This window comes from Herbiconiux sp. 320_LB (genome assembly GCF_059691755.1).
Genome location: NZ_JCAWAD010000002.1, coordinates 462,850 through 483,288 on the forward strand (window position 1 = coordinate 462,850; position 20,439 = coordinate 483,288).

The following is a 20,439-nucleotide window of genomic DNA, read 5'->3' on the forward strand; positions in this document are numbered from 1 at the left end:
GTATCAGGCTTGCACGTTTAGCGTAGGGTCGAGGCTCCACGGCTGGCCGAAGGGGAGCCAGTAGTGCAGATCGGCGCGACGCTCGAACAGGCGCCAACGTCCATCGGTCCTCACGAAGGAATCCCGATACGTGGCACCCAGAATCAGCGATCGGTTGCCGGAGTCGGTGGCCGTCGCGAACACTTGACTGACGGCCTTCGCGGTCTCGCTCTCCATCTCGATCAGAGGCTCGCCGGCGATGTGATGCGACTGAGGCAGAGTGGCCCAGGTCTGACGAATCCAGCCTTCGATCGCGGGATGCCCAACGTAGTCGCCTTGAACGATCCCCGAATCGGTGACAATGAGAGACCGCCCGCCGGGATGCCAGATGTCGAGCAGCAGATCGAGGCGGTGCTCGTCGATGCCATGGACGTAGGAGGCCATGATCTGCCGGAGGGCTGCGATCGACTCGGGTGAGGTTGTGGGGGATGATGCGCTCACTATGAGTCCCTCTCTCCCGTCGTGAGACGGGTGATGATGAGTGACGCGACGATGATGGCGCCGTAGCACGCGTCGATCCAGAAGGAGGCCACCTGTGCAAGCGTCAGGATGTTGGAGATGACAGCCAGGAGAATGACGCCGGTGAGAGCTCCGAACAATCGTCCTCGCCCGCCGTTCAGGCTGATTCCCCCGATCACGGCAGCCGCGAATGCACTGAAGATGAGGTTGGTGCCTTGACCCGCAGTGGCGGAGGCGATTCGGCCGGTCATCATGAGTCCGGCGAGAGCGGCGAGGACACTTCCGACGATGAACACGCCGATCAGGATTCGATCGACGGGGATTCCGGCCGCCCGGGCCGCGTCCTGATTGCCACCGATCGCGTAGATCGAGCGCCCGATCTTATGGAACTTGAGGAACAATCCACCGACCAGGAAGACGAGACCGGCGATGATGATCGATACCGGCAGGCCGAAGATGTCGGCGGATCCCAGCCAGAGGAACGTCTCCGGGAAGTTGTAGAGCGTACTGCCCGAGGTGATCCCGAGGGTCACGCCGCGCAGGAGGATGAGGACGGCAAGAGTGACGATGAACGCATTGAGGCCGAGCTTTACGATCAGTAACCCGTTGGCCAGCCCGACTGCGGCACCGATCAGGAGAGCGACTCCGATGGCCAGCAGAGGATTGAGCATCAAACCCGATCCGCCGAGAGAAGTTGCCGAGATGAGCCACGCAGCGACCATCGGGGCGAGACCGAACGTGGACTCGAGCGACAGATCGAACTTGCCCGCAATCAGGATGACCGAGAGAGCGGCCACTACGATCGCAAGTTCGGAGCTCTGCTGAAGAATGTTCAGCATGTTCCGTTCGGTGAGGAAGGTCGGGCTGCTGATGGTTCCGATGATGAGCGCCAGTATGAGCACGGGGATGAGGGTGAAATCACGCGCGATCGTCCTGACGACGGACCGGCGAGCGCGCGGTGCTCGCGACGCCCGGTGTTGTTCACCGGCAGTCGGGCTGATGGTGCTAGTCATGGTGTGCGGATCCTTCCATTGCGGCGACCAGTTCCTCGTCGGTTCTCTGGCGACCGAACTCGTTGACGACGGAACCGTGTGACATGACGATGACTCGGTCGCAGAGTTCAAGCTCGTCGAGTTCATCGGTGATGAGGAGCACGGCGATGCCTTTGTCGCGTTCGAGAGCAACCTGTTCGTACAGAGTCTGCTTCGACGCGATGTCGACCCCCACCGTGGGCTTGATTAGGACGAGGAGCTTCGGGTCAGATGCGAGCGCTCGCGCCATGACCACCTTCTGCTGATTTCCGCCGCTCAATTCCGAGACCTTCTGCCTGATCGAGAACGCCTTGACGTCCAGCTCGTCGGAGAGTCCGGTCGCCGTCGCCGATCGCTTGCTCCTGTCGATGACTCCGATCGGTTTCGAGATGCGATCGAGGATGCTCAGGGTGGAGTTCTCCTCGATGTCGAAGTCAGGGACGAATCCCCGGGCATGCCTGTCCTCGGGCACGTAACCCAGACCTCGCGCGATGCGGGCCTTCACACGCTGCCCTGCGAGATCACGCCCGCTCAGCGAGACCGTTCCCGAGTCGAGAGTGGTCAGTCCGACGATGGCGTCGCCAACGACCGACTTCCCCGAGGAGGAGTGTCCGGCTAGTCCGACGCACTCGCCGGCGCGCACGGTGACGCTCACGTCACGTACGACGCTGCCCACAGTCAGTCCTGCGGCGTCGAGCACGATGTCGCCGATCGGCGATGCCGTAGGCGCGGGTTCTCGAGGCGTCGCGGGCTTTTGGCGGGTCTGATCCCCGACCATCGCCGTCACCAGTCTGTCCATCGGCAGCTCGGACACCGGGGCAGTGATGATCCGACGACCGTCGCGGAGGACGGTCAGTTCCGAGCAGAGTTGGTAGACCTCATCCAAATGGTGGGAGATGAAGAGGAAGGCGACTCCCGCGTCCTGGAGGGCTGTGATCCGATCGAAGAGACGGGTTATCTCCGGACCGTCCAGTTGGGCGGTCGGCTCGTCCAGGATGACGAAGCGGCTGCCACGCCTCAGGGCACGCGCGATCTCGACGAGCTGCCGTTGCTCGACCGAGAGCGAGTCCGCGGTGAGGCGCGGATCGATGCGGATTCCCCACTGTTCGAGTTCGGAGCCGGCGCGCTCATACGACGATTTCCAGTCGATCGACCCCCAGCGAGTGGTGAGCATGGAATTGAGCAGCAGGTTCTCCGCAACCGACAGATGCGGCACCATCGTGGGCTTCTGATAGACGCACGCCACACGGGATAGCCACCCATCCCTGTCCCCGAGAGCCGGCGCGGGCTCACCACTAAAGCTGATGGCGCCGGAGTCGGGTCCGTACAGTCCCGTCATCAGAGAGACGAGACTGGACTTTCCCGCTCCGTTCCGCCCGATCAGAGCGTGGGAGCGGTTCGCTTCCACCGTCAATGAGACTGAGTCAAGGGCAAGGGTCTCACCCCATCTCTTTGTGACGTCGGTCACTTGGACAAGAGGCACGGACGAGTGGCGGTCCGCCGTCACGATATCGTGGGCCATTGCTCCCTTTCGGCGTTCCGGACTACTGAGTGGCGAGGGGCGAGTTCGCCCAGAGTGATTCATCGTCGACGTTGTCGGCGGTCACGACGGGCGAGGGGAGCAGATCCATCAAGTTGCCGGTCTCGTCGTCGACGACGATCTCGCTGTCATGATCCGTGGGCCCCGCCTTCTGCTCGACCCCGTCGATACCCTCCTGGGCGTAGCGCACTCCGAGCTGGGCGTAGGCGTCCATCGGCTGCGAGATTGCCGCATCGAGCTGCCCGTCGCGAATTGCGTCAAGCGCTACCGGCCCGCCGTCGATCGAGACAAGGACGACGTGACCGTCCGAACCGACACCGGCGTCGAGGCCGCTCTGCTTGAGCACCTGGAGAACCGAGGTGAGCATCACCGAATCGCTCTGCATGTAGATCCCGCTGATGTCGGGCCTATCCGTCAAGACCGTCTGAGCTTCGTTCGCCGCCTTTTCCGCTTGCCACTCGGTGGGGCGTTCAATGACCTCGATGTCCGGGAACTGCTCGGACATGCACTCGTTGAATCCGTTCGTGCGGTCGCGTCCGTTGGTCGTCGAAAGGCTGCCCTGCAGCGAGAGCACCGTCCCCTCACCGTTCAGGCGCGAACCCATCTCCTGACAGGCCTGGGCCCCCATAGCCGAGTTGTCGGCACGGACAACCATGTAGGCCTTGCCCGAAGTGGGCTTGTCGTCCAGAACCACAACTGGAACCTTCTGCTCTTCCGCGTAGTCGAGGGCCGGCGCGAATGCAGCGGCATCCACAACCGTGGCCATCACGGCGTCTGCACCTGAGTTGATGAGGTTGCGGACGTCCGTGATCTGCTTGCCGGGATCCTGATTCGCGTTGGTGGGCTGGAGAAGAGTGAGGCCGGAATCCTTCGCGTCGGCCTCGATGTAGTCGTTCATCACGACGAAGGCGGGATTCGCCAGGAATGCGTGCGAGAGAGCGATCGTGGACCCACCTCCGCTTGTGGAGCCACCGGAGCACCCGGCAAGGAGCAGTGCCCCTGCGGCGACCGCCGATGCGACGGTGATGCGAGTTGGAACATGACGTGACGATCGCACTTGCTTCTCCTCATTGAGTTCGCGCAGCCGACGTTGTCGTCGACTTCGAGCAGATTATGCGCCGAGACACTGATAGTCAATATCTTGATTACGTTTCATATGCTGACCATTTGTGGAACAGATTGCAGTGAGTCGTGCGACACTGGGTCAGAATTTGTGCTACATCATGTGAAAGCTTTTTCACATAGAACGCGTTGTCGTGGAGAGACGAGGATGTCATGAGCAACAACCCACCGCCCCTGGCCGGCCGAGTAGCGCTTGTCACTGGGGGAAGCCGTGGGATCGGCGAAGGCATTGCGCGTTCCCTGGCGGAGGCAGGTGCACGAGTGATGGTGGCCGATGTCGACCTCGTCGCCGCCGAGAGCGCAGCCCGGAGCCTTCAGCGCGAGGGGTTCGCCGTCAGAGCTACCGGCGTGGACGTCTCCCGTGGCCGCAGCGTGACGCAGATGATCGCGACGACGATGGCCGCGTTCGGGAAGCTCGACATCGCGGTGAACAACGCGGGCGTCCTCGGGCTCGGGCCGCTCGAGACCATCAGCGAAGCGGAATGGGACCGCGTGTTCGCGGTCAATGCGCGAGGGGTGTTCCTATCGTGCCAGGCGGAGATCAAAGTCATGCGCGCCGCGGGAACCCGAGATGGGCGGATCATCAATGTCGCATCGATAGCCGGCAAGGTCGGGTACCCCTTGCAGGCCCACTACTGCGCGTCGAAGTTCGCCGTCGTCGGCTTCACCAACTCCATAGCGAAGGAGGTCGCGAAGGAAGGGATCACGGTCAACGCCCTGTGCCCGGGTGTCGTCGGAACAGCCATGTGGCGGGGGCCTGGCGGTGTAGCCGCAGGCAAGGCTCAGGACGGCGAGTCAGAGCAGGAGTCCTGGGAACGGCACCAACAGACCCTCATGCCTCAGGGCGAGGCGCAGACGGTGGAAGACATGGGGGCGATGGCCGTCTTCCTGGCCACCGCCCCCCACATCACCGGTCAGGCCATCGCGGTGGATGGTGGCGCGACGCTGTAGCCGTCACTCGAAGAGCACGTGTGCTTTCGCAGCACGACGCGCACCTGTCTTGTGTGTCCAATCAGCCGCTTCGTCCAGGGTCAGGGTGTCCCCGAGAATGATCGCGGGATCCACAGCTTTCATCGCCAGGAGGCGGAGCGCAGTGCCCATCGCCCCGAGACCCACGTAACTGCCTCTGATCGACATCTCGCGTCGGAACACCCGTTCCGGGGCGACAGCGACGCGATCGCCCGGCGACATCACGCCATACAGGAGGAGCGTGCCCCTCGGTCCGACCGCCTCGAACGCCGGCTCGAACGCCGACGGCGACCCCGACGCCTCGATCGCCAGGTCGACCTCAAGACCCGTCGAAGCTTCTTCCTGAGTGATCGCCTCCGACGCGCCCGCTGCCAGAGCGCGCTCCCGGTGATCCGAATGGTGACTGATCGCGACGATCCTGGACGCTCCAACAGCCTTGAGGTACTGGATCATCATCAGGCCAGCGGTCCCCAGACCCCAAATCGCCGCCGATGAGCCCGGCCGTGGATTCACGCCTTCCAGGGCTCTGACCACACAGGAGAGAGGCTCCCCGAGGACGGCGTCCTGGGTGGTGAGACTCTGAGGGATGGGATAGCACACCTCGGCTGGGACGGCAAGAAGAGGTGCCAGGCCCCCATCCTGCGTGACACCCACCGCCTTGAGGTTGGTGCACAGGTTCGGATGCCCGCTCTGGCAAGACGCGCACCGTCCGCACGCGATGTTCGGTTCGATGCAGACGGCCGTGCCGACGCCGAGGTGGTCGACGCCTGCTCCGACCGCAGCTACGGTGCCCGAGACTTCATGGCCTAGAACGATTCCTCGGGCGCTGCTCCCGTGTGACCCCTCGGCGATATGGCGGTCGGTGCCGCAGAGCCCGGCGGCGGTGACGCGCACCAGCACTTCTCCAGCACCTGCCGTGGGTTCATCGACGTCAGCGACGAGTGTTTCGCCGTCCCGGTTGTGAACTAGTGCTCTCATGGTTTTCGCTCCTTTGCAGATGATCGGTTGAAAGACTCAGATGCGCGCGAGGTGTGTGATGTCCTCGAGGAATTGCGCCGCCACCTCCGCGGACACCGTTGCCCGTGTGCTGGAAATCGCATCCGTGTAATGGCGCGATTGGGGGCCACCCCGTCGATCGAATTCGCGACCCTGAGCGAGCGCCTCATCCAGTGCCGTCTGAGCGGCCTTTCGCGCGGCGAACTCGATGTCGGCGGGGGAGAACCCTTCAGATCCTTCGACCAGACTCTCTAAGTCGATGCTTGTGGCCGAGTCAGGGATGTACCGTGCCCAGATCGACGAGCGCGCCTGGGCGTCGGGGAGGCCGATCGGAATGACATAGTCGAATCGGCCGTGCCTCAGGAACGCTGAATCCAGCGACCGAATGAAGTTGGTGGCGCAGACTAGCAGGCGATTGGGCTGATCGCGAAACGCCGGGATGATCTTGAGCAGCTCATTCGTGACGCCCTGGATCGAGGATGGGGGCTCGCCGCTTCGCTGCACGGCGATCTCCTCCACCTCGTCGATGAAGACGACCGCGTGTTCCAGCTCGTCGATCTTGATGAAGGCCTCCCGCAAGGCGCCCGCCAGGCCCGCAGGGTCAGCACCCAACCGCGAGGGGAACACCTCGACGAACGACCACTCGAGCCGAGACGCTATCGCACGGGCGAAGGTCGTCTTCCCTGTGCCGGGTGGCCCAAAGAGCACAACGGCGCTCGGCGGGACCACCCCGTACTGTGCCGCCAGATCCACGTTGGACAGCGGGGCCACAAGCCTTCGTTCGAGGAGCTCCTTCTCCGCATGCATGCCCCTGATTGCCTCCCAGAGGCCGCGCGGGAGCAGCTTCCCGCCGAGCTCCGCCAAGCTCGCCAACTCCTTGCGCTGCACAGGGAACTGGCGCTCGAAGTAGAGCAAGTTCTTCTTCGCGACGAAGCCTTGGTCGCTGAAGGCGTCGGTCCGCACGGCGGACTCCGGCAGGAGGACGGATAGCTTCTGCAAGCCGAGACCGGCCATGCGCGCCTCGAGCGCCGCCAGCATACGCTTTCCCACCCCGCGGTCTTGCCACGCACTCTCGGTCGCCACGAAGACGATCCACCCATGAGCGTGCGCGGCTCGTCCAACCGCCGTTCCGATGACCCGGTCTTCGTGGGTCGCCACAACCGCGTGGTCTTGTTGGCACGACGAGATGACCTCGGAGAGACCGTAGACGGGCTCGTCGGCCCGTCTGGCCTCCTCCCACAATCGGAGGATCGCGTCGATGTCTTCGGGATGGAAGTCGCGTACGCGGAATGTCGCCACAGCTCTACGCTCGCTCTAAGCCGTCGAGGTCGTCGGCGAAGCGGCCGCCGCCTGCTCGGCCTGACCGTTCACGGCCAGACGATCATGGTCTTGCCGATGCCTCCGTTGGCGAAGTCCTCGACAGCCTGGGGAGTGTGCTCGAGCGTGCAACGCACCGTAACGATGTCATCCAACGCCACCTTCAGTCGGGCAGCATCACGGACAGCCTCCATCATCACGGGCATGCTGAACACGAACGAGCCCCTGATGGTCGCTTGCTTCATGATGACGTCGGTGACCGGGTCGATGTCGTAACCGGGCCCGAATCCGACCAGCACGACCGAGCCCCAGGTCTTGGTGATCCGGGACGCATTTCGACGGCCGTGGATGTTGCCGGAGGTCTCGATCGTCACGTCGACACCGTCGGGAATCGATGACACATCGAATTCCGCAGGGTCGTGCGCCTCATACCCGAGCGTCACGGCGAACGCGCGCCGATCCGCGGTCGGGTCCAACCCGAATGCTCGAAGCCCGTAGGCCCGAGCCCATGCCAGCACCGCCAGACCAACCGGGCCCAGACCGATGACCGCCACGGTGCCGCCCAACGGAACCTCCCCTCGGCGGAGCGCTTGGTACGCAGTGCTCGCGCCGCACGCCAGAAACGCTCCCGTCTCGAACGACAGCTCGCCGGGAAGAGGCACACAGTCGCGGCTGGCCACGATGACCTTGTCCTGGTAGCCGCCGTCCCGGTCGAGAGAGTAGACCGTGTTGTTCGCACAATGGTTGTCCCAGCCCTTGCGGCAGCTGAGGCAGTTGCCGCATCCCGAATAATGCTGGACCGCGACCCGGTCCCCCGCCTTGACGTTGGTCACTCCCGCTCCGACGTGCTGCACGATCCCGGCCATCTCGTGGCCCGGTGTCGTGGTCCACTTTCGCGGCTGAGTGTGCGCTTCCATCGCCTCGCGGGAGATGTGGTAGTAGTGCAGGTCGCTTCCGCACATCCCCTCGGCTCGAACATCGAGAAGCACCTCACCCAACCCGGGAGCTCGAACGGACTTCTGCACCAGCTCCATTGAGGAGTCGCCGGAGAACAGGGCGGCGAGCACCGTCACTTCTTCAGACATTGAGCATCGTTGCTTTCTTTGCGGCCGACAAGATATCCGGGCTTAACCTACCGCATGTTTTCATATGGTTACACCTTGACTCATAGTATTGATTTAAAGGGCCCCATTCCCTACGGTGTGGCGAGGAGCTATGAAGCTCTATCCCAACCAAGGAGATTCGATGAAGAATCAACGCAACACAGCAGTCGCTGCGCTGGGCCTGGTCGCAGTGGTCACCCTTGCCCTCTCCGGGTGTTCCGGAGCCGGAGGCGGCGGCCAGGAGGCCAGCGGGACGACAACACTCACCCTGGCTTCTCCGAGCTTCTCTCAGATGAAGGACATGGAGAAGCTGATCCCCGAGTTCGAGAAGTCACATCCCGACATCAAGGTCGACGTGACGTTCCTCGAAGAGAGCGATCTCCGGGACGCAGTGACGAAGGACGTCGCCACCAAGGGCGGCCAGTACGACATCGTCACCATCGGCGCCTACGAGACGCCGATCTGGGCGGCCAATGGCTGGCTCACCGAATTGGGCGGCTACGCCGAGGAGGACACGGAGTATGACCTCGACGACCTGTTCGCACCCGTTCTCGAGGGCAGTTCCTATGACGGGAAGATGTACTCGGCACCGTTCTACGGCGAGTCGTCCTTCTTGATGTACCGCAAAGACCTGTTCGAGGCAGCCGGTCTGACGATGCCGGAGAACCCGACCTGGGACGAGGTCGCCGCGATGGCGGAGAAGCTGAACGATCCGGGCAACGGCATCTCGGGCATCATTCTTCGTGGCAAGCCCGGCTGGGGCGAGTCACTTGCCCCTCTCAACACGGTCATCAACACGTTCGGGGGGCAGTGGTACGACACCGATTGGAACGCGACCCTCACCTCACCGGAGGTCGAGAAGGCGACGACGTTCTACGTCGACCTCCTGCAGAAGGCCGGCGAGCCCGACCCGGTATCCTACGGATTCGCGGAGTCCCTCAACCTGTTCACGCAGGGCAAGGCCGCGATGTGGTACGACTCGACCTCGGCCGGTGGAGTGATCGAGGACCCTGACGTCTCGAGCGTGGCCGGGAAGGTCGGCTACGTGCACGCCCCCACGGTCGAGACCGCCGAGAGCGGGTGGTTCTGGTCCTGGAACCTCGCCATTCCCGAGACGTCGAAGAAGAAGGATGCCGCCTGGCAGTTCGTCTCGTGGGCGACGAGCAAGGAGTACGTGCAGCTCGTCGGTAACGAGATCGGGTGGACCCAGGTGCCTCCCGGAACGCGCAGCTCGACGTACGAGATCCCCGAGTACCTCGAGCAGGCCAGTTCCTTCGCCCCGATCACGAAAGACATCATGTTGGCTGTCAATCCGAAGCAGCCCGGGGTCAAACCACAGAACTGGATCGGCGTCCAGTACGTAGGCATCCCGCAATTCCAGGACATCGGCAATCAGATTTCCCAGGGGCTGGCCGACACGATCGCCGGGAAGCAGGACGTACCGACCTTCCTCAAGTCGGCCCAGCAGATCGCGCAGCAAGCCGGCGACGAGCAGAAGAAGTAACGCGCACCTCTAGTCACCGAGGGGGTGGTCAGGGCATCAGCCCTGCCGCCCCCTCCATCCCATCCGAAAGGACCGCGTCATGGCAACTGCCGTGCTGGACGATGCCATCCCTGTCGTCAAAGTTCGTCGCGCGCGAACGTCGAGATCTCTCTGGACCTCCCGTGCCATGCTGTGGCCGGCTCTGTTGGTGTCGCTCGTGCTCACACAGATACCATTCTTGGCGACGATCTTCTACTCGTTCCAGTCGTGGAACCTGCTGCAGGACCCCGGGCCCGCATTCGCCGGATTTCAGAATTACGTCACCGTCTTCACGAACGGGTCATTCCTGTCATCGTTCATCGCGACTGCGCTGATCACCACCTCGACCGTAGTGGCCGCACTTCTGCTCGGCCTCGGATTCGCGGTGCTCCTCGACAGGAAGTTTCTGGGCCGCGGGGTCGCGCGAACACTGATGATCACGCCGTTCCTCGTCATGCCGGCAGCGGCGGCCCTGATCTGGAAGTGGTCGATGCTGGACGCCAGTACGGGGTTCGTGAACTGGGCACTAAGCCTGCTCGGGATCGCGCCGGTCGCCTGGGGAACCGACGCGCCGGTCGCCTCGATCGTCATCGTCTTGACCTGGCAGTACACGCCCTTCTTCATGCTGATCCTCCTTGCGGGACTGCAGTCGCAGTCCAAGGAGGTGCTCGAGGCCTCCAGCGTCGATGGAGCCGGGCCGCTTCGGCGATTCAGCCTGATCACCTTGCCACACCTGCGCTCCTACATCGAGATCGCGGTGCTACTCGGCTCGATCCAACTCGTGCAGGCGTTCGATCCGATCGCCATCATGACCCGAGGTTCGGGTGGAACGAAGACCCTCTCCTATCTGCTCTACGAGCGAGCCTTCGTCGGTCTCGACGTAGGCGAGGCGGCCGCTTACGGGGTCATCACCGTCCTGGTCACGATCGCCATCGCGAGCCTCGGATTGAGGCTCTTGTTTTCCATCTTCACTGAAGGGACGAACCGCGCATGACCTCCTCCACCGCTCACGGCCGCCGGCGCGCCATCCGCCACATCCCGTCCCGCGTGCTCACGCTCATCACGTGGTGCCTTGTGATCCTGTTCGTGTTCCCGTTCTTGTGGATGGTCATCACCGCCTTCAAGCCGGAAGGGCAGGCGGCGACAAACCCTCCGACGTTCTTCGCCGCGTGGACCGTCGCTGGCTTCACCGAAGCCTTCGATCGCGACATCGCCCCGTACCTGATCAACTCGGCGACGGCGTCGATCCTCTCGACCGCCCTAGTGCTTCTTCTCGCCATTCCTGCGGCGTATGCCCTGAGCATCCGGCCCATCAAACGAACCCGCGACGCCCTCTTCTTCTTCATCTCCACCCGCTTCATGCCTCTCGCCGCCGCGATCATCCCGATCTATCTCCTGCTTCAGAGCATCGGGGGCCTTGACAACATCACGGTTCTCAGCATCCTCTACGTGGGCATGAACCTTCCGATCGCGATCTGGATGATGCGATCGTTCTTCTCCGAAGTACCGTTCGAGATCGTCGAGGCTGCGCAGGTCGACGGTGCGAACGTGCGAACGGAACTGTTCCGTGTTGTTCTGCCGATCGTCCTCCCCGGTGTCGCGGCGGCCGGACTGATCTGCTTCATCTTCGCGTGGAACGAGTACTTCCTGGCCAACATCCTGACCTCGTCGATCGCCCGCACGACCCCCCCGTTCCTCACAAGCTTCGTCGACGGGCGAGGTCTGTTCCTTGCGGTGCTCTCCGCCGCGTCGTCATTGGCGATCCTGCCGGTGGTCATCGCGGGATGGGTGGCCCAGAAGCAGCTCGTGCGTGGACTGGCGATGGGCGCCATTAAGTGATGGGGGCTCCCGGATTCAAGATAGTGAAAGGTAGAGTTCGGGAGTGACGAACGAACTAGCGCCAGACACCGAGCTGAGAAGCCAGACCCGGATCCAATCGGTGAGCCGCGCCATCCAGATACTGCTCGCTGTCGCCGAGTCCGATGGCATCCAAGCTAAGGACGTGGCTCGACGATTCGGGCTCTCGCTTCCGACCACCTACCATCTGTTGACGACGCTGGCGGCCGAGGGCATGGTGACCAAGGACGAAGGTCGCTCCTTCCACCTCGGCCCTCGAGCCGGGGTGGTCGCTGACGCGTATGCCCGCGCAGACGTGGTGCCGGCTAGCTACAGCCGCGCGCTGGACGCACTCGCTCTCGCCACCGGCGAGACGACCTATCTGAGCGTATGGCGCAATGGTGCCGTCAAGGTGCTGGCGACCGCTGAGGGCGCACATGCCGTGCGTGTTGTCGGGCTGAATGCCGGGTACTCGGACAACGTGCATGCGCGGGCGAGCGGCAAGCTGCTTCTCGCCTTCGCATCGCCCGAGGTCCGAGATGCCGCGATAGCGCGTATGAAGTTCGCCAAACTCACGCCGAACACCATCTCGAGCAAGAAGAAGTTCCTGGAAGAGCTCGAGACGATCCGCGAGCAGGGCTACTCCTTCGACCGACAGGAGTTCCAGCTCGGCGTCGACTGTGTGAGCTTCCCGATCTTCCAGTCGAATCACGTGGCGGCCTGCATCACCGTCTCGTCCCCCTCCCAACGGTTTGTCGACACCGAGCACGACCTGATCCGCCAGGTCGGAGACGTCACGTCCCAGTTGAGCAATTCGTGAACTCTATCCACACTTCACCTGGTTTGAACGGTTGCCAGCCCTTGGCCTCGACGGAATGCCGTCTCAACACCGAGCGGGTGGATATGCCTGATGATCACGGTGTGAGGAAGTCCGCGATGAGCTCGACCTGCCCCGTCAGCATGGCGCGCCCCTCGTGCACGGTCAGCCCCTGACGCGAGGCCGCCGCAAGCAGTGGGGTCAGGCTGTCGGACACGACGACCTCCGCCACCACGGCTGATGGTTTGGCCTCCGTCAGATCGACGTGAAGAGTGTCACCGGGACGCATGCCGTTCGATGTCGCGTTGATGATCAGGTCAGCGTGGCCGAGGTCTGGGTCGGCGACGCGGATGCCGGCGAACCCGGTCTTCTCGATGAGTCGGTCGCGCAGCGCGATGGCCCGGGCCACAGTTCGGTTGATTATGAGCAGATCGTCGATTCCTGAGTGGATGAGCGCGGCGGCAGTCGCGGCGGCCGCTCCCCCGGCACCCAGTACGACGACCTGCATGCCGGACGGATCGATGCCCGCAGCGTCCAGTCCGGCGACGAAGCCAAGTCCGTCGAGGGTCTCGCCGACGAGTGATCCGTCGCTCTCTCGTCGGATGGTGTTGACGGCGCCGACGATCGCGGCGTTCGCACCGATCCGGTCGCAGAGCGCCGCGGCAGCCTGCTTGTGGGGGATGGATACGACCGCGCCGGCCCAATTCCGAACGGTTCGCATGCCGTCCAGATACCGTTCAAGACCATCCCCAGCGACTTCGGCCGCGTGCGTGACCACATCTGCTCCCCGTCGAGCCCAGACCGCGTTCAGCTCCTGCGGAGTCTGCAGCTGGAAGACGGGCTCGGCGATGACACTGACAGTCTTAGTCTCTCCAGAGATCACGACGCCCTCAATACCAATCGCCGTCGATAGTCATCCCACCGTCGACGTACAGGGTGTGTCCGGTGATGAAGGACGCCTCCCGCGAGGCCAGGAAGAAGATCGCCGAAGAGATCTCCGCCGGATCGGCGAGTCGCTTCAAGGGTGTCCTCCGCACGATCGGGTCGAGGTCGAGCGAACCCGCCTGGACAAGCCCCTTCGTCATCGCCGAGTCGACGTATCCGGGGGCCACTGCGTTAACCCTGATCCCATCCGGTGCCCATTCGACGGCAAGTGCCTTCGTCAAACCCTCGACCCCAGCTTTCGCGGCGCAGTAACTCGATCGCCCCGGCATCCCTGAGACGGCTGCGACGGATGAGATGTTGACGATCGCCGGACGGCTCGACCGAGCGAGCGCCTCATAACAGGCACGGTTGACGCGCATCGTGCCGTTGAGGTGAATGTCGACCAACTGCGTCCACTGATGGTCTGCGACCGTCGCCGCGGGCGCCGGCCGGGCTATGCCGGCACAGTTCACGACTGCGTCCAGAACACCGTCCATGCTCGTGACGAGTGATTCGACTGCCGCGCGCACCTCCTCGTCGCTCGTCACGTCTGCTGTCGCCCCTAGAGCGACGTCTCCGCCGCCTAGCGAATGGATCGCCGAATCGACGCGGTCTCGGTCGAGATCGATGATCCCGACGACACCTCCCTCCTCGATCCAACGTTCGGCGAACGCGAGCCCCACGCCGGATGCTCCTCCTGTCACCAGGGCCGTAGGTTTGGTCACGATTGCTCCTTCATCGGGTCTGAGGGGTGGTCTTGCACCGGGTAGGGGGTGATGGTCATGTACGGAGAGAGCGGCAGCGTGGAGACGAGATCCAGAAGAGCCGCTTCGTCGTCGGCCTGCCAGAGGCCCCAGTTGGCCCACTGCCGGGAATCTCTCCACAGGCGGAGGATGACACCGCCATCTGACAGTTCTCGAGCCCTCGCGCTTTCGGCTCGCTTTAGTTCGTCGAGTGCGTCAGCGGAAATTCCCGCGGGAGTCGCCAGTTGGATGTGGACTATGAAGAGCACGCGACCGCCAACGTTGTCGAGGAGAGGCTGTCGACCCGCTCCCAATCGAGCGGGAGATACAACCCGAGGTGCTCCGGGGGCATCCAGCGGCCGTGTTCAACCGGGTAGGGTTCTGTCAGTATCAGGTCGAGGGGGTCTGCCGCCGAATAATGCGGGATCAGCTCCACCATGCCGACGCTGGACGATGCCGCGGCCAGTGGGTGATGAATGTGGGGCCACACGTGAGGTGCGGCCACCGCGTCGAAGCGGCGTACCGACTCCATACCCGACAGAGCACCCGTGTAGCCCCCTGACGCTGTGGCGTCCAGCCGAAGGAACCCGACTCCCCCCTGGAGAAGCTGCGCGTAACCGGTCGATGCTGCGACGTCTTCGCCCGCCGCGACCGGAGTGCTGATCGCTTGAGCCACGGCGGCGACCGATGCGACTTCGTAGCTGGCGAAAGGATCTTCGATGAACGTGAGGCCGAGGTCGTCGAAGGCGCTGCAGTAATCGATCGCCGATGCGGGGTCAGTGAAGGCACCGTGGAAGTCAATGGCGAGGCCCACCCTAGGGGGCACGACCTCAGCGACAGACGAGACGAATGCAAGGTCGGCGTCGCGGTCGTGCCCGGGCACGATCAGTTTGATGGTCGAGTATCCTTCGTCGACGAACTGACTCACTTCGTCGACGATGGCGCCGGTCCCGCGCTGATCGAGGAAGTATCCGGCGACGACCATGAGAGGGACTTCTCGGCTTTGGGAGCCCAGCAGAGCCTCGAGCGGCAGGAGCTGACGGCGGGCGTCAATGTCCCAGAGTGCGATGTCGAAGAGTGAGGCTGCGCGGACGAGCGAGCCCCATCCCGGCGCGAACTGGCGTCTGAGTCTGCCGACCAACCCCAGGTCGACCTCGGTCACATGGGGGGCGAGCAGACGCACGGCCTCTAGAAGTGGGGTATCGCGAGTGTACCCGACAGCGCTGCCGGTGATGCCGGACTCAGTGGTCAATCGGAGGACCACATAGTCGCGAGAGGTGTATCGGATGGCACCCAGTCGCAGCTCCTTCGGAAGCGGCAGTGGGCACAGCCACGCGTCGATGCGTTCGATCTTGTCAGTCATGCGCAACGTGCCCGTTCTTGTCGACACCGGAGACCGGTGGTGATCCGTCTTCTAACAGCGTCATCGTGAGCCAGGAGGAGCGGGTCTCCCCCGGGGCCAGAATCACCGCCTGGCCGCGTTCCACGGCCCCGGCCAAGCCATCGAATGGCCAGGCGCGCTGGGGTTCGAGGCCGAGCATCCGGGCGCGCCCGTACCAGGGGAATCCGGGATCGCCATTCTGCAGCCAGACCCAGAGGAATGGATACGCGTCGGTGTCCCAGCTCATCGCCACGCTCGGCGACGTCGACCCGGGGGGATTACGCAAGGCGACCCACCCCTGAGGCAGCTCCCGAATGTACAAGAGGCGTACGAGTTGCTCGGCCGGGACCGTGCTCACATCGACGAGCATCCGCTGGTCGGACAGGGTCAGCGGCCACGCGAATTCCTCGGAGCTCAGACCACCGACAGCACTGGGTTCGACTGCTACCTGACCGCCCGCACAGAGATCGATCTGCGCTCCCGTTTTCGCGGGGAACGTGGGGTGATGGCCCCAAAGAAAGGGGACGTCGACCGAGCCGATGTTGCGCACGGATTCTTCGACGTAGACGGTAGGCGCGTCGATCGATAGTCGAATGGTCCGTGTCAGCTCCAACGGCAGCCGGGCCGTCGTGCGTATCGTGCATGACGTGTCCGTCCGAGCCAGCACGGTGACGTGCGCCAACGACGATTCGCCGTGGAACGCCACAGGCACGCCCAGAGCGCGTGACTCCGCTCCTGCGTTAGGAAACAGAAATTGCCATCCCGCGCGGTAGCGCGACAGCCAGTCCAGTTCCGTCGATCCGTAACTCGGGCCGACCGTTGCCGAGAGGGGAGCATCCCAGGTGTGGTAGGCGAGCGCATTGCGTTTGTCGCTGCCGGCGAAATAGGTGACCTCCCCTCCGCGACTGGGATCCAGGCGCAGCGTCAGATGAGGATGCTCGAGTGTCAGCTCCCCCACGCCACAACCTCCGGACGCTCGATTCGGTGTCCTGCCGCTGGTACGTCGTCGGTGACTCCGACGTGGTAGCCGCACAGATTGGCATGGGCCAGGGACGACAGATCGGGGCCCACGAAGGCGACATTGGTCGGCCCCTGAAGGACCTGTCCGGACCAGTCGTGAGCGAAGACCTCCGAGCTGCCGTCGGGCTTCAGCACGAAGATCGAGTCGGGAGTATGGCAGCTGATATAGAGGCTGCCTTCCTGATCGAACGCCAGGCCGTCTGGAACCGTCTCGGGAACATGCCAGACCAATTCGTGCTCCCCCGCCTTTCCGTCCGGGTTGATGGCGATTCGCCAGACGTTCGATGCCCGGCTCTCGGCGACGTAGAGCCAGCGCGCATCCGGCGCCAGAGCCAGCCCGTTCGTGAAATCGCTGGGTGCCGTCGCCCACACCTCGGTGCCGTTCTTCGGGTCGACGGTGAAGATGACACCGCTGTCATCACCCCACGCCCCTGAGTCACTGACGAACAGACGCCCGCTCTTGTCGAAGGCCGGGTAGTTCGGGCAGGCCATCGGCCGATCGGCCGTGCCGCGGGAGAGCTCGACGACGGAGAGGTTGTCGACATCCACCTTGAGGAGCCGCGCATTGCCCCGCTCGCAGACGTAGAGATCGCCTCGGGCATCGAGCGCCATTCCGAGCACGAAGGCGTTCTCGCCGCAATCGACGATCTTCTCCCACAAACCGTCCAGGTGCCCTCGGATGATCTCGCCGCGGTCGCTTCCGGAGTAGACGACTTCGCGCATGTCGTCCCACACGATGTCCTCCGGATGGTGGAGCCCCGCGAGAAGCACCCGAAATCGGTCGGGCCCGACGACCGCGTTCATTTGTCCTGGTGGCCGACAGACCCGTTGAGCAGGAGTCCCCCGTCCACGGTGATGATCTGGCCGGTGATGTATCGCGACTTCTCCGAAGCGATGAGCAGGATCGCGTCGGCGATGTCCTCGGGCGTCGCGATCCGCTGAAGGGGAATGCGTTCGCGATAGGTGCTGCGGACGTCTTCCGTCCACGAGTCGGTGTTGAGCGGCGTCTCCGTCGCCCCGGGGGCCACCGCATTCACGGTGACACCGGACGGCGCCAGTTCGACAGCGAGGGCCCTGGTGAACCCTGTGATGCCTCCCTTTGCCGTCACGTATCCGGTCATGTGGGTCGGGGGCTGCTCGGCGACCACGGAGCTCACGTTGATGATGCGCCCGTAGCCGGCCGGAACCATGACACGCGAGGCCGCCCGAGCCCCTCGGATGTATCCCAGGAGATTGGAGTTGAGCAGCGACGTCCACTGGTCATCGTCCATCTCGCTGAAGGGTCGGACGAGGAGCCGGGCCGCGTTGTTGACCCAGACGTCGATGCCCCCCCACGCGGTGATCACGCGCTCTGCGGCCCGGTCTATGTCGGCGGTGATCCCGGCATCGCCCGTCATGATGATCGCACGGGCCCCCCGCTTCTCGATTTCTGCTGTAAGCCCTGCCGACACGGCGGGGTCCGTACCGCGGTGGATACCCGCGACGTCGTACCCCGATTCAGCCGCGGTAAGGGCGAGCGCACGTCCGATGCCCCGGGAGACTCCGGTGATCACGATTCGAGGGCGCTGTCCATTGGCGTGCATACGGGTCTCTCTTTCGATCAGATTCACGCGAGTACTGGGGAGACGAGCCTACGAGCCGCGGCGGTGATCGTCTCGACGGTCGGTACGAGTGCTCCCTGCAGCGGCGCGGCGGCCGGCAGGCGGGAGTCCGGGGTGGCAAGGCGCTTGACCGGGTGGGTCAGCAGAGCAAAGTGCTCGTCCTGGATCCGAGCTGCGATCTCAGCACCGAAACCTCCCGTTCGGTTTGCTTCGTGCACGACGAGGACCCTGCCGCCGCTGAGCGTCACGGCCTCTCCGATTGCGGCTTCGTCGAGGGGGTTGAGCCAGCGCAGATCCAGGACGGTCGCGTCGATACCCTCCGCTTCCAGCGCCTCGGCGGCGCGGAGCACCCTGTGGAGCATGGCACCCCAGGTGATGATCGTGACGTCACCACCCCGTCGGTGAAAGCGAGCACCACCGATGGTCTCCAGCTCGGCCTCCAGGTGCACGTCACCTTTCGTCTGGTACAGCTCACGGGCCTCGATCAAGATCACGGGGTCTTCATCAGCGACAGCGGCGCGGGTCATCGCATACGCGTCGCCCGGCGTCGCAGGAAGACCGACGCGCAGCCCGGGGATGTGGGCCAGTAGAGCCTCGAGACTCTGGTCGTGCTGCGCTCCCGAGCCCGGAGTGGCACCCTGCTGGGTTCGGACGACCAACGGAGCGTGAAGGGCGGACCTCGTAGAGTACCGGACGTTGGCGGCCTGGTTGACGAGCTGGTCGAGAGCGACGAGCATGAAGTCAGCCCACATGATCTCCACCACCGGGCGCAGTCCCTCCATCGCTGCCCCCACCGCGGACCCGAGTATCGCGCTTTCCGAAATGGGCGTGTCGAAGACACGGGCGTCACCATGGGCTTTCTGAAGCCCGCGGGTGACACCGAAGATGCCTCCGGCGAATCCGACGTCCTCGCCGTACACGACGACCTCGGGACGGTTCTCCAGTTCTGCGTTGAGCGCCTTGTTCACCGCGCGCTGGTAGGTGAGTTCGGTGGCGACACCCTGGGTCTGTGGTCCCGTCGGAGTGACCTGCGGCCCGTAGAGGTGCGCGAACGCGTCTGCGGGATCGCATTCCGGCATGGCTACGACGGCAGCTGCGGTATCCCGGATGGTCGCTTCGACCTCGGCGTCGATCGCCTTGATGTCGGACTCCGGGACGTTCGCCTCGGAGAGCCGAGCACGGATCAGGACAAGCGGTTCCGTCGCCTGGGCCCTGGCGCTGTCCTCCTTCGGGCGATAGTGCTCGATATCGCGGTTGTAGTGACCGCGGAGACGGACGGTCGCGAACTCGAGCACGGTGGGACCGTGACCGTCTCGGGCTCGGTTCGCGGCTTCCCGCGTGGCCTCCGTCACAGCGAATGGGTCACCGCCATCGACGACGCGAACGGGGATGCCCAGCGCTGCGGCGCGCTCGGACAGGTTCACGTTCTTCAGGAGCGAGATGGTCTCGGTCATCTCCGACCAGGCATTGTTTTCGATGACGAAGACGACCGGCAGTGAGTACGCCGCCGCGAAGATCATGCCTTCCTGCACCGAGCCCTGGTTCATCGCACCGTCGCCGATCGACACGACTGCGATCCGCCCCGTGCCCTGGTGCTTCGCAGCGAGTGCCACGCCGCCGCCGATGGGGACTCCTGCGCCGACGATGGAGTTCTCTCCGAAGAAGCTGTACTCGGGAGCTGTGATGTAGGCGGAACCCCCGCGGCCCCCGCTGACACCGCCCTTACGCTGTGCGATCTCCGCAAGCAGCTCGACCGGCGGCACGCCGGCCATGAGGGCCCACCCGTGGCCACGATAGGTCGGAAGGATGCGATCGTCCGAGCGGATTGCTGCCCGGACTCCCACGGGGATGGCCTCCTGGCCGGTGCACGTGTGGACCGATCCGGGGAAGAAGCCCTCGGCGCTGAGCTCGAGGCACTTCTCCTCGAAGAGACGGATGAGGAGCATCTGGCGATAGGCGTCCAGAAGTTCGCTCGCGGACTGCGTCATTGGTATCTCCTAGGTGTGATGCAGGTTGACG

General features: G+C 64.0%; 20 protein-coding genes. 5 read left to right on the top strand and 15 right to left on the bottom strand.

Translation table 11 applies throughout. From position 1 onward, the window contains the following. Positions 1 to 3: 3 nt before the first annotated feature. Genes AC59HU_RS06230 through AC59HU_RS06245 form a run of 4 tightly spaced genes read right to left on the bottom strand, consistent with a single transcriptional unit; the run spans position 4 to position 4,126 of the window. Positions 4 to 480: a nuclear transport factor 2 family protein gene (locus AC59HU_RS06230; RefSeq protein ID WP_497222488.1), complete on the bottom strand. Its 477-nt coding sequence runs from the start codon at positions 478 to 480 to the stop codon at positions 4 to 6. Further along, a complete protein-coding gene (locus AC59HU_RS06235) occupies positions 480 to 1,511 on the bottom strand; it encodes an ABC transporter permease (protein WP_497222490.1) in 1,032 nt (343 codons plus the stop codon). The genes AC59HU_RS06230 and AC59HU_RS06235 overlap by 1 nt, the downstream gene beginning before the upstream one ends. Next, a complete protein-coding gene (locus AC59HU_RS06240) occupies positions 1,504 to 3,114 on the bottom strand; it encodes a sugar ABC transporter ATP-binding protein (protein WP_497222491.1) in 1,611 nt (536 codons plus the stop codon). Before AC59HU_RS06240 ends, AC59HU_RS06235 begins: the two co-directional genes overlap by 8 nt. Further along, a complete protein-coding gene (locus AC59HU_RS06245; protein ID WP_497222492.1) occupies positions 3,074 to 4,126 on the bottom strand; it encodes a sugar ABC transporter substrate-binding protein in 1,053 nt (350 codons plus the stop codon). Before AC59HU_RS06245 ends, AC59HU_RS06240 begins: the two co-directional genes overlap by 41 nt. 218 nt (positions 4,127 to 4,344) lie before the next feature. On the opposite strand from AC59HU_RS06245, the gene AC59HU_RS06250 reads away from it, so the two are divergent. After that, on the top strand, positions 4,345 to 5,142 hold the full coding sequence (locus tag AC59HU_RS06250; protein ID WP_497222493.1) for an SDR family NAD(P)-dependent oxidoreductase: 798 nt from the start codon (positions 4,345 to 4,347) through the stop codon (positions 5,140 to 5,142). Between the two features lie 3 nt (positions 5,143 to 5,145). Here AC59HU_RS06250 and AC59HU_RS06255 read toward each other — a convergent pair whose 3' ends face one another. From AC59HU_RS06255 to AC59HU_RS06265, 3 genes are all read right to left on the bottom strand, one after another. Then, positions 5,146 to 6,138, bottom strand: a complete 993-nt coding sequence (locus AC59HU_RS06255) for an alcohol dehydrogenase catalytic domain-containing protein (protein ID WP_497222494.1) — start codon at positions 6,136 to 6,138, stop codon at positions 5,146 to 5,148. A gap of 36 nt (positions 6,139 to 6,174) precedes the next feature. Further along, positions 6,175 to 7,455 (bottom strand): ATP-binding protein, encoded by a 1,281-nt coding sequence (locus tag AC59HU_RS06260; RefSeq protein ID WP_497222495.1) that lies wholly within the window; start codon positions 7,453 to 7,455, stop codon positions 6,175 to 6,177. A gap of 68 nt (positions 7,456 to 7,523) precedes the next feature. Beyond that, on the bottom strand, positions 7,524 to 8,558 hold the full coding sequence (locus AC59HU_RS06265) for an alcohol dehydrogenase catalytic domain-containing protein (RefSeq protein WP_497222496.1): 1,035 nt from the start codon (positions 8,556 to 8,558) through the stop codon (positions 7,524 to 7,526). Between the two features lie 160 nt (positions 8,559 to 8,718). Between AC59HU_RS06265 and AC59HU_RS06270 the strand changes: the two genes are divergently transcribed. The 4 genes from AC59HU_RS06270 to AC59HU_RS06285 all read left to right on the top strand — a co-directional run bounded on the left by AC59HU_RS06270 (position 8,719) and on the right by AC59HU_RS06285 (position 12,754). Continuing rightward, positions 8,719 to 10,080 (top strand): ABC transporter substrate-binding protein, encoded by a 1,362-nt coding sequence (locus AC59HU_RS06270; RefSeq protein WP_497222497.1) that lies wholly within the window; start codon positions 8,719 to 8,721, stop codon positions 10,078 to 10,080. Between the two features lie 79 nt (positions 10,081 to 10,159). Next, the gene (locus tag AC59HU_RS06275; protein ID WP_497222498.1) at positions 10,160 to 11,092 is read left to right on the top strand and encodes a carbohydrate ABC transporter permease; all 933 of its coding nucleotides are present in this window, start codon (positions 10,160 to 10,162) and stop codon (positions 11,090 to 11,092) included. Beyond that, complete coding sequence (locus AC59HU_RS06280; protein ID WP_497222499.1) at positions 11,089 to 11,937, top strand: carbohydrate ABC transporter permease; 849 nt, start codon at positions 11,089 to 11,091, stop codon at positions 11,935 to 11,937. Before AC59HU_RS06275 ends, AC59HU_RS06280 begins: the two co-directional genes overlap by 4 nt. A 43-nt stretch (positions 11,938 to 11,980) precedes the next feature. Next, entirely contained in the window at positions 11,981 to 12,754 is a 774-nt protein-coding gene (locus tag AC59HU_RS06285) for an IclR family transcriptional regulator (protein WP_497222500.1), read from the top strand. A 94-nt stretch (positions 12,755 to 12,848) separates the two neighbouring features. On the opposite strand, the gene AC59HU_RS06290 is transcribed toward AC59HU_RS06285, so the two are convergent. The 8 genes from AC59HU_RS06290 to AC59HU_RS06325 are packed head-to-tail and all read right to left on the bottom strand — an operon-like array spanning position 12,849 to position 20,408. Then, complete coding sequence (locus tag AC59HU_RS06290; protein WP_497222501.1) at positions 12,849 to 13,634, bottom strand: shikimate dehydrogenase family protein; 786 nt, start codon at positions 13,632 to 13,634, stop codon at positions 12,849 to 12,851. Positions 13,635 to 13,641: 7 nt separating this feature from the next. Further along, a complete protein-coding gene (locus AC59HU_RS06295; protein ID WP_497222502.1) occupies positions 13,642 to 14,400 on the bottom strand; it encodes an SDR family NAD(P)-dependent oxidoreductase in 759 nt (252 codons plus the stop codon). Beyond that, positions 14,397 to 14,687, bottom strand: coding sequence for a muconolactone Delta-isomerase (locus tag AC59HU_RS06300; protein WP_497222504.1), 291 nt, complete (start codon positions 14,685 to 14,687; stop codon positions 14,397 to 14,399). The genes AC59HU_RS06295 and AC59HU_RS06300 overlap by 4 nt, the downstream gene beginning before the upstream one ends. Then, positions 14,675 to 15,781, bottom strand: a complete 1,107-nt coding sequence (locus AC59HU_RS06305; protein WP_497222505.1) for a mandelate racemase/muconate lactonizing enzyme family protein — start codon at positions 15,779 to 15,781, stop codon at positions 14,675 to 14,677. The genes AC59HU_RS06300 and AC59HU_RS06305 overlap by 13 nt, the downstream gene beginning before the upstream one ends. Further along, entirely contained in the window at positions 15,774 to 16,757 is a 984-nt protein-coding gene (locus AC59HU_RS06310) for an aldose epimerase family protein (protein WP_497222506.1), read from the bottom strand. Before AC59HU_RS06310 ends, AC59HU_RS06305 begins: the two co-directional genes overlap by 8 nt. Further along, complete coding sequence (locus AC59HU_RS06315; protein WP_497222507.1) at positions 16,745 to 17,623, bottom strand: SMP-30/gluconolactonase/LRE family protein; 879 nt, start codon at positions 17,621 to 17,623, stop codon at positions 16,745 to 16,747. The genes AC59HU_RS06310 and AC59HU_RS06315 overlap by 13 nt, the downstream gene beginning before the upstream one ends. Continuing rightward, positions 17,620 to 18,429 carry an SDR family NAD(P)-dependent oxidoreductase gene (locus AC59HU_RS06320; protein ID WP_497222508.1) on the bottom strand — a complete coding sequence of 270 codons (810 nt, stop codon included), beginning with the start codon at positions 18,427 to 18,429 and terminating at the stop codon, positions 17,620 to 17,622. Before AC59HU_RS06320 ends, AC59HU_RS06315 begins: the two co-directional genes overlap by 4 nt. Further along, a complete protein-coding gene (locus AC59HU_RS06325) occupies positions 18,426 to 20,408 on the bottom strand; it encodes an alpha-ketoacid dehydrogenase subunit alpha/beta (RefSeq protein WP_497222509.1) in 1,983 nt (660 codons plus the stop codon). Before AC59HU_RS06325 ends, AC59HU_RS06320 begins: the two co-directional genes overlap by 4 nt. Positions 20,409 to 20,439: the final 31 nt, after the last annotated feature.